We start from the raw sequence: 1,161 nt of genomic DNA, 5'->3' as shown, positions 1-1,161 counted from the left end.
TTGTTTTTGTGGATGCTGCGGCGACCTCGGAGAGCTGCGCTATCCGCTTCGTCGGCAGCGGCAGATGTGTCTAGGAGACAGGTGAGCCGCCGCGTCACCGGCGCCCGCGTGCCCGATGCCCGCGCGGCCGGCGCCCGGTTCATGGGGACGCCGCCCCGCGCAGCACGTACCCGACGCCGCGGACGGTGTGCACCAGCCGCGGCAGCCCCCCGGCCTCGGTCTTGCGCCGCAGGTACATCACGTACACGTCCAGGGAGTTGGAGGCGGGCTCGAAGTCGAACCCCCACACCGTCTCCAGGATCTGCTCGCGGGTGAGGACCTGGCGGGGGTGGGTCAGGAACATCTCCAGCAGCATGTACTCGGTGCGGGTCAGCTCGACGGGCCGGCCGGCGCGGGTGGTCTCGCGGGTGAGGGTGTCCATGCGCAGGTCGTCGAAGGCCAGCACACCCCCGGCCGGCGCGTCGGCGTCCGCGTCGGCGGCGGCGTTCATGGCGGTGCGGCGCAGCAGGGCGCGGATGCGGGCGAGCAGCTCGTCCAGCTCGAACGGCTTGGCCAGGTAGTCGTCGGCGCCGGCGTCCAGGCCGGTGACGCGGTCGCCGACCATGTCGCGGGCGGTGAGCATCAGCACCGGCATGGTGGCGCCGAGGGCGCGCAGCCGCCGGCAGGTGGTCAGGCCGTCCATGCGGGGCATGAGGACGTCCAGCACGACCAGGTCGGGGGCCTCCTGCTCGACCCGGTCCAGGGCCGTGACGCCGTCGGCGGCGCCCGCGACCCGGTACCCCTCGAACTCCAGGCTGCTGGTCAGCGACTCGCGGACGGCGGGCTCGTCGTCCACGACCAGTATCCGGGCGGGTCCGGCTCCCCGGGTGTCGGGCTCCATGCACTCACCGTAAACAGGCCCGGTGGGCGGCCCGTCCACCGGCCGGTGTTTCTCATGGTTCTCTCAGAATCTTCTGAGGGCCGCTTCACGGCTCGGGCGGCGCCTGCACGGTGACCTCGGCGGTGGCCCGCGCCCACGCGTCCCCGCCCTCCCCGCCGCTCTCGACGGTCACCTCGACCTCGACGGTCGCCTCGACCTCGACGGCGGCCTCGGAGGCGGCCTCGGAGGTGACCTGCTCCCACACCTCCCCGGTCCGGACGACGGTCGCCTTGATCGTGGTG

The 1,161-nt window shown here is 73.0% G+C and carries 2 protein-coding genes; both read right to left on the bottom strand.

Features of this window, described 5'->3' with window-relative positions; genetic code table 11:
• Window positions 1-139 precede the first annotated feature (139 nt).
• Entirely contained in the window at window positions 140-880 is a 741-nt protein-coding gene (locus HUX53_RS30210) for a response regulator transcription factor (protein WP_176406621.1), read from the bottom strand.
• A gap of 85 nt (window positions 881-965) precedes the next feature.
• Window positions 966-1,161, bottom strand: a 196-nt coding sequence (locus tag HUX53_RS30205; protein ID WP_176406620.1) for a hypothetical protein, incomplete at its 5' end; no start/stop codon positions are given.

Source organism: Actinomadura sp. BRA 177, assembly GCF_013372625.1.
GTDB lineage: Bacteria > Actinomycetota > Actinomycetes > Streptosporangiales > Streptosporangiaceae > Spirillospora.
The sequence above is the reverse complement of the archived record's forward strand: the minus strand, read 5'-3'. Positions and strand labels throughout refer to the sequence as shown.